Origin of the sequence: Meridianimarinicoccus marinus (genome assembly GCF_040689105.1) — a bacterium.
Taxonomy (GTDB): domain Bacteria; phylum Pseudomonadota; class Alphaproteobacteria; order Rhodobacterales; family Rhodobacteraceae; genus Meridianimarinicoccus; species Meridianimarinicoccus marinus.
The window spans coordinates 144,599-152,077 of record NZ_JBFBVU010000009.1 but is presented as its reverse complement, the minus strand read 5'-3'; the positions used below and the strand labels follow the sequence as shown (position 1 = coordinate 152,077).

Genomic DNA, 7,479 nt, shown 5'->3' with positions numbered 1-7,479 from the left:
AGGATGCCGCGCTTCTGGCGGTGCCGGTCGGTGATGCCGGCCTGATGATCGATCGGACCTCGTACCTGGAAAACGGGCGCGTGGCCGAGTTCACCCAATCCCTCTATCGCGGCGACGCCTACAACTTCGTTGCCGAACTCAGACTCTCAAAGGAATAGACATGACGTCCCAGACCCATATGCGACGCGAGATCCTGGAAATCCCGGCGATCGTGGAAAACCTGCTGAGCCATGAACAGGCCAACATGAAGGCCGCGGCAAAGGTGCTGGCCGAACGCGACCCGGCTTTCCTGATCTCGGTGGCGCGCGGATCCTCGGATCACGCGGCGACCTATTTCAAATATGCCACCGAACTGACTGCGGGCGTGCCCGTGGCCTCGGTCGGGCCGTCGATTGCCTCGATCTACGAAAAGAAACTGAAGCTGCAGGGCGCGGCCTGCCTGGCGATCTCGCAGTCGGGGAAAAGCCCCGATATCGTGCGCATGGCGGACATGGCGCGCGAAGCCGGGGCGCTGACCTTCGCCATGACCAACCATGCCGACAGCGATCTGGCCAATGTCAGCGCGCATACGCTGAACCTGCAGGCTGGCGCCGAGTTGAGCGTGGCGGCGACCAAGACCTTCGTGACCTCGGTGGTGTCGGCGCTGTGGCTGCTGGCCGAATGGCAGCGCGACGAAGCACTGCTGGAGGCCATCCACAAACTGCCGCAGGCGCTGGAAAAGGCCGTGACCATGGATTGGAGCGCGCTTGGCGAGCAGATCGCCTCGCAACCCTCGCTGTTCTGCCTGGGCCGCGGCACCACGCTGGCCATGTCCAACGAGGCGGCGCTGAAGTTCAAGGAAACCTGCCAGTTGCACGCCGAATCCTATTCTTCGGCCGAAGTTCTGCACGGCCCGGTCTCCATCGTCGATCAGGGCTTCCCGGTGATCGCCCTGACCGCCGCCGATCAGGCCGAGCAGGCGCTGGTGGATGTGGCTGACCAGATCGCAGACAAGGGCGCGATGGTCTTTGCCACCTCGGACAAGGTGCAGCGCGCCTCGCGCCTGCCGGTGGCGGCCACGGCGCATCCGCTGACCGACCCGATCTCGCTCATCACCTCGTTCTACGCGCTGGTGGAACAGGTCGCCGTGTCGCGCGGGGTCAACCCCGACGAGCCGCGCCACCTGAAGAAAGTGACGGAAACCGTATGAGCACGCGGGCCTTTCTGGGGGCAGGGATCTTCGACGGATCGGACCTGCACAACGGTCGGGCGCTGGTTCTGGATGGCGACCGGGTGCAGGGGATACTTGCGCCCGACGCCATCCCCGCCGGTGCCGACATAATCCAACTGGATGGCGGCACGCTGCTGCCGGGGTTCATCGACCTTCAGGTGAACGGCGGCGGCGGGGTCATGTTCAACGACGACACCACGGCCGAGGGCGTGGCCGCCATTTCCGCCGCCCATGCCACCACCGGCACCCGCGGCTTGCTGCCGACCCTGATCACCGACACGCCCGCACGCACCCGCGCCGCCGTCGATGCCGTGGAAACCGCCATCGCGCGCGGGGTACCGGGGATCGTGGGCATCCATCTGGAAGGCCCGCATCTGTCCATCGCCCGCAAGGGCGCGCATGATCCGGCGCTGATCCGCCCGATGGAAGAAGCCGACGCGGCGTTCCTGTGCGACGCCGCCCGGCGTCTGCCCAACGTGCTGGTCACCGTCGCCTGCGAGAATGTGACCCCCGACCAGATCGCCCGGTTGACCGAGGCCGGGGTGATCGTGTCGCTGGGCCACACCGATTGCAGCCGGGACGAGGCCGAGGCCGCCTTTGCTGCCGGGGCCAGTTGCGTCACCCATCTGTTCAACGCCATGAGCCAGCTCGGCAACCGCGAGCCCGGTCTGGTGGGCGCGACCCTGTCGACGCCGCATGTTTCGGCGGGGCTAATTGCGGATGGCATCCACGTGCATCCCTCCAGCATGGCCGTGGCGCTGGCGGCCAAACAGGCACCCGGAAATGTATTCCTGGTGACCGATGCCATGTCCACCGTCGGCTCGGACATCACCGAGTTTCACCTCAACGGCCGCCGTGTGTTGCGCCGGGACGGGCGTCTGACACTGGAAGATGGCACGCTGGCCGGGGCGGATCTGGATTTCCCGACGGCCCTGTCGGTGCTGATCGACAAGGTCGGTATCGCGCCCGCCCGCGCCTATGCCATGGCCACATCCATGCCCGCCGGGGTTCTGCGTGACGCCATGGGCCTTGGCCGGATCACCGCCGGTACGGCCCTGTCGGCGATCTATCTGGATCGAACGGGTCAGTATCGCGGGGATGCGCTGTTGGCGTGAAGCAGCCGCTGTCCTGCGGATGTCTGGAACATCGGCGGTGACGGAAGGTCAGCTATGCACTGAGAGCATGGCGGACTTGCATATTAGTTTGTTGCCGCGCTGCAGCGTAATGACTAGCTTCTTACTCAACGGATCGCAGTGATCCTGAAAGTTTCCGGCAGCTCCTCCTCCTCCCTGAGCTGCGGAAAATCTGCGGCGGCCCCTCTCCTCCTCCCGGGGGTCGTCGCTTCTTTTCCCACCCCATTGCAGAGCCGCTAATACCGCCGTGACAACAGTGGCGCGCAGTTGGTCGCAACTGGCAGCCTTGCCTTGCCGGAAACGCCGGCCCTTCGGATTGGCGCCGTGCTGCAAGACCTGTGCAACGTGCGGCGCAGATGGTTGACCCAACGGACACCCCGGCAAAAACTGTTGACAGGTTCGATCTGCCTGCATTACGACTTTGGAACGATCCAAAAGAGATCGACAAGGATTGTTAGCGATCACCGGGGGGGATGGCATGAACTGGACGCTGGTCGGCGCAAGCACTATTGCGGCGCAATACATGATCGACGCGATCCGGGCTGTCGGCGGCGGTGAGATCCGTCGCGTGGTCAGCGGTGCGCCCGATCATGCCGAAGCCTACGCCCGCACCCATGGCATTCCGCTGTCCGGGACCGATTTGGGCGAAGCCCTGGCCGATCCCGAGGTCGGCGCGGTCTATATCTCCTCGACAAACGAAAAGCACCTCACGCAGGCCATGGCCGCGATCCGGGCGGGCAAGCACGTGCTGTGCGAAAAGCCGCTTGCGATGACGCCGGACGATGCCCGCCAAATGGTGCAGGCCGCCGAGGCCGCCGGGGTGGTGTTCGCAACCAACCACCATCTGCGCTGTTCGGGCAGCCATCAGACGATCCGCGAAATGATCGACACCGGCCGTATCGGGCGGGTTCTGTCGCTGCGCATCCACCATGCGGTGGCGCTTCCGGACAACCTGCAGACATGGCGCATCAATGCAGCCGACAGTGGCGGCGGGGTGATCCCGGACATCACCGTGCATGACGCCGACGTGGTGCGCTTTCTGACGGGCGAGGATCCGGTCCGCGTGACGGCGATCATGGCCGCCAGCGGCATGGGGCAGGGGGTCGAGGATTCGGCCATGTCGGTCTGGGCGCTGCCCTCGGGCGCCATGGTCATGTCGCATGAAAGCTTCACCCACCCCTTTGCCGGCACCGGGATCGAGGTGCATGGCACCGAAGGCTCGATCTTTGCCCGTGATGTCATGACCCAACGCCCCATCGGCACCATCGAATTGGTCACCGGGGCGGGGCGCGAAGCCGTGCCTTTCCCGGATCACAACCTCTACGAATATGGTGTTCGCCGCTTTGTCGAGGCCACCGAGGGCCGGGGCACCCCCGCCGCGACCGGCTGGGACGGGGTGCAATCTCTGACCATCGCCCACGCGGTGCGCGAGGCCGCCCAAACCGGCCAGACGATCACCATCGTCTATGGGGATGCCGCATGAGCCGGGTTCATCTGGACATCGCGGGCGGGGTCGCCGAGATCCGCCTCGACAACCCGGCCAAGTTGAATGCGCTGGATCAGAAGATGATCGCGCAACTGTCGGCCCATATCGACACCGTCGAACGCAATGCGGATATTGCCTGCGTGCTGGTCACCGCGGAAGGCGACAAGGCGTTTTGCACCGGCGCCGACATCAAGGCCTGGAGCGGGCTGGGTCCGGCGGAATTCGCGCGCCATTGGGTGCGCGACGGCCACCGGGTGCTGGGGCGGCTGGCGCAACTGTCCAAGCCCACCATCGCGGTTCTGAACGGCCACGCCTTTGGCGGCGGGCTGGAACTGGCTGCCGCCTGCGACCTGCGCATCATGGCGCCGCAGGCGATGCTGGCGCTGCCCGAAGCCGAGGTCGGGATCGTACCGGGGTGGTCCGGCACCCAGCGGTTGACCCGCCTGATCCCCGAACCCGTGCTGAAGGAAATGGCGCTGTTCGGCCGCCGGATCAGCGCCGAACGCGCCTGCCAGATCGGCTTTGTCGCCGAGGTGAGCGACGATCTGCGCGCTCTGGCCGCGACCATGGCCGACCGCGCCGCGCGCCTGTCGCCACGAGCCGTCGAGATCACCAAGTCGATGATCCATGCCGCACGGGGAGAAGATCCCGCCGCCATGATCGAGGCGCTCGGCTCTGCCGCCATTGCCGCCACCGAGGATCGCGCCGAGGGCGTCGCCGCCTTTGCCGAACGCCGCAAACCCCAGTTTTCAGGGACCTGAGCATGACCGATCTGAACATCATCGCTGCCACCGACACGCCGCTACCGGCACTGCCGTTTACGGGCCGTCACCTGATCGGGGGCGACTGGGTGGACAGTGATGATGGCGCGACCTTCGAGCGTCACTCGCCCGCGCATGGCACATTGGTCAGCCGTTCGGCGCAGGGCGGGCAGGCGGAAACCGATGCCGCCATCGCCGCCGCCCGCGCGGCCTTCGACGCCGGTGTCTGGAGCCGGATCTCGGGCAAGGACCGCGCCACCATGCTGCTGCGCGTGGCCGATCTGATCGAGGCCAATGTCGACGAAATCGCTGTCTGGGAGACGCTGGAAAGCGGCAAACCCATCAGCCAGTCGCGCGGCGAGGTTGGGGGGGCGGCCGACCTGTGGCGCTATGCGGCGTCGCTGGCCCGCACCCTTAAGGGCGACAGCCACAACACGCTGGGCGAGGACATGCTGGGCGTGATCCTGAAGGAACCGATCGGCGTGGTCTCGATCATCACGCCATGGAACTTCCCGTTCTGGATCCTCAGCCAGAAACTGCCCTTCGCGCTGGCCGCCGGCTGTACCTGCGTGATCAAACCCTCGGAAATGACGCCCACCACCACGGTCCGCATGGGCGAATTGCTGGTCGAGGCTGGCCTGCCCGCCGGCGTCGTCAACATCGTGCTGGGCCATGGTCTGCCCGTGGGCGCGCGCCTGTCCGATCATCCTGAGGTGGACATGGTGACCTTCACCGGCTCGACCGCCGTCGGCAAGACGATCTCGGCCTCCGCTGCAGGCACCCTGAAGAAGGTCGCTCTGGAACTGGGCGGCAAGAACCCGCAGGTGATCTTTCCCGATGCCGATCTGGACGGAGCCGCCGATGCGGTGACCTTCGGCGTCTATTTCAACGCGGGCGAATGCTGCAATTCCAGCAGCCGGATCCTTGTGCACGAGGACATCGCCGAGGCTTTCGTCGAAAAGGTCGTGGCCCTGTCGCGGCGGGTAGCCTTTGGCGATCCGATGGATCCCCGGACCCAGGTCGGCGCCATTGTCACGCCCGAACACAATGCCAAGATCGATGGCTATGTGCGTCAAGCCGAGGCTGCCGGCGCAAAAATCTGTCTGGGCGGTGGCGCGCTGACCGTGCCGGGCATGGACGGGCAATTCTACCAGCCCACCGTGGTGGCGGGCGTCACCCCGGACATGCCGATTGCCCGCGACGAAGTTTTCGGCCCGGTGTTGTCGGTGCTGACCTTCCGCACGCTGGACGAGGCGCTGGCCATCGTCAATGGCGCCACCTACGGCCTGTCGGCGGGGATCTGGAGCGACAACATGCACACCTGCCTTGATTTCGCCCGCCGGGCTCAGGCTGGGACGATCTGGACCAACACATGGATGGACGGTTTCCCGGAAATGACGTTTGGTGGGATGAAACAATCGGGACAGGGCCGCGAAATCGGCTCTTATGGTCTGGAAGAATTTCTGGAGATCAAGACCCTTGCCATGCGGATCGGAAAAACCCGCGCGGCCTGGGTCAGATAAAGCCGGGAAAACCCGGCGCGACAACGAACCAACGCAAAGTGGAGGAGACATCAATGCGTGGATATTTCGGGAAGACAATGACGCTGGCCTGCGCCCTGGCGGCGACCACCAGCATGGTCAAGGCCGAGGATGTGGAGGTCCTGCACTGGTGGACCAGCGGCGGGGAAGCCGCGGCGCTGAACGTGCTGAAGGAAGACCTGGCTGGTCAGGGCATCGGCTGGCAGGACATGCCGGTTGCCGGTGGCGGCGGCGAACAGGCGATGACCGTTCTGCGCGCCCGCGTCACCGCCGGAGACGCGCCCACCGCCGTGCAGGCTCTCGGTTTCGATATTCTCGACTGGGGGGAGCAGGGCTCGCTCGCGGATCTGAACGATGTCGCCGCCCAGGAAGGCTGGGACGCTGTTGTGCCCGAAGCGTTGCAGTTCTTTGCGAAGTACGACGGCAAATGGATCGCAGCCCCGGTCAACGTTCATTCGACCAACTGGGTCTGGGCCAACAAGGCCGTGCTGGACGCGAACGGCATTGCCGTTCCGGAAACATGGGATGATTTCGTTGCCGCGGTCGAAACGCTGAAGGCGGCAGGGATCACGCCGATCGCCCATGGCGGACAAGCCTGGCAGGACGCCACGATCTTCGACGCCGTCGTCATGTCGACGGGCGGCCCGGAGCTCTACAAGGCGGCCTTCATCGACCTGGATCCCGAAGCGCTCGGCTCGGATGCGATGAAAGAAGCCTTCGACCGCATGTCCTTCATCCGTGCCAATGTCGATGACAACTTCTCGGGTCGCGACTGGAACCTGGCAACGGCGATGGTCATCAATGCCGAGGCCGGCTTCCAGATGATGGGCGATTGGGCCAAGGGCGAGTTCCTGAATGCCGGCAAGGTGCCCGGTCAGGACTTCCTGTGCTTCCGGTTCCCCGGCACCGGCGACCAGGTCACCTTCAACGCCGACCAGTTCATGATGTTCGACCAGGGCGGTGTGGTCTCGCCGGAACAGGCGGCACTTGCCACCGCGATCCTGTCGCCGGCGTTCCAGTCGGCCTTCAACGTGGTCAAGGGCTCGGTCCCGGCACGCACCGACGTGTCTGACGAGGCTTTCGACGACTGCGGCAAGCAGGGCATGAAGGATCTGGCCGCGGCGGCGTCTTCGGGCAATCTGTTCGGGTCGATGGCGCATGGCCATGCCAACCCGGCGGCTGTCAAGAACGCCATTTATGATGTCGTGACGGCGCATTTCAACGGCGAGTACGACTCGGCCACCGCGACCGAGGAACTGGTGAACGCCGTCGAAGGCGCGCAGTAAGGCGCACGCGCCCGGGGCGTGGTCCTGCACCGCGCCCCGGGATTGCCGGGTCTTTAACGGGC

Annotated in this window: 7 protein-coding genes; all 7 read left to right on the top strand. The window is 65.4% G+C overall.

Annotated features, from left to right (window positions below; translation table 11 throughout):
• The coding region (locus tag AB0T83_RS09480; protein ID WP_366192797.1) for a UTRA domain-containing protein at nt 1-158 on the top strand (158 nt) is incomplete at its 5' end.
• A gap of 2 nt (nt 159-160) precedes the next feature.
• A complete protein-coding gene (locus tag AB0T83_RS09475; RefSeq protein WP_366192794.1) occupies nt 161-1,189 on the top strand; it encodes an SIS domain-containing protein in 1,029 nt (342 codons plus the stop codon).
• Entirely contained in the window at nt 1,186-2,325 is a 1,140-nt protein-coding gene (nagA, locus tag AB0T83_RS09470; RefSeq protein ID WP_366192793.1) for an N-acetylglucosamine-6-phosphate deacetylase, read from the top strand. The genes AB0T83_RS09475 and nagA overlap by 4 nt, the downstream gene beginning before the upstream one ends.
• A 496-nt stretch (nt 2,326-2,821) precedes the next feature.
• Nucleotides 2,822-3,826 (top strand): Gfo/Idh/MocA family protein, encoded by a 1,005-nt coding sequence (locus AB0T83_RS09465; protein ID WP_366192792.1) that lies wholly within the window; start codon nt 2,822-2,824, stop codon nt 3,824-3,826.
• The gene (locus tag AB0T83_RS09460) at nt 3,823-4,590 is read left to right on the top strand and encodes an enoyl-CoA hydratase/isomerase family protein (protein WP_366192791.1); all 768 of its coding nucleotides are present in this window, start codon (nt 3,823-3,825) and stop codon (nt 4,588-4,590) included. The genes AB0T83_RS09465 and AB0T83_RS09460 overlap by 4 nt, the downstream gene beginning before the upstream one ends.
• A gap of 2 nt (nt 4,591-4,592) precedes the next feature.
• A complete protein-coding gene (locus AB0T83_RS09455; RefSeq protein ID WP_366192790.1) occupies nt 4,593-6,113 on the top strand; it encodes an aldehyde dehydrogenase family protein in 1,521 nt (506 codons plus the stop codon).
• A gap of 77 nt (nt 6,114-6,190) precedes the next feature.
• Nucleotides 6,191-7,417: an ABC transporter substrate-binding protein gene (locus tag AB0T83_RS09450; protein WP_366192796.1), complete on the top strand. Its 1,227-nt coding sequence runs from the start codon at nt 6,191-6,193 to the stop codon at nt 7,415-7,417.
• Nucleotides 7,418-7,479: the final 62 nt, after the last annotated feature.

Coding starts and splice junctions, on each gene's coding strand:
- AB0T83_RS09450 (WP_366192796.1), top strand. CDS start 6,191: ATGACGCTGGCCTGCGCCCTGGCGGCGACCACCAGCATGGTCAAGGCC.
- AB0T83_RS09455 (WP_366192790.1), top strand. CDS start 4,593: ATGACCGATCTGAACATCATCGCTGCCACCGACACGCCGCTACCGGCA.
- AB0T83_RS09465 (WP_366192792.1), top strand. CDS start 2,822: ATGAACTGGACGCTGGTCGGCGCAAGCACTATTGCGGCGCAATACATG.
- AB0T83_RS09460 (WP_366192791.1), top strand. CDS start 3,823: ATGAGCCGGGTTCATCTGGACATCGCGGGCGGGGTCGCCGAGATCCGC.
- AB0T83_RS09475 (WP_366192794.1), top strand. CDS start 161: ATGACGTCCCAGACCCATATGCGACGCGAGATCCTGGAAATCCCGGCG.
- nagA (WP_366192793.1), top strand. CDS start 1,186: ATGAGCACGCGGGCCTTTCTGGGGGCAGGGATCTTCGACGGATCGGAC.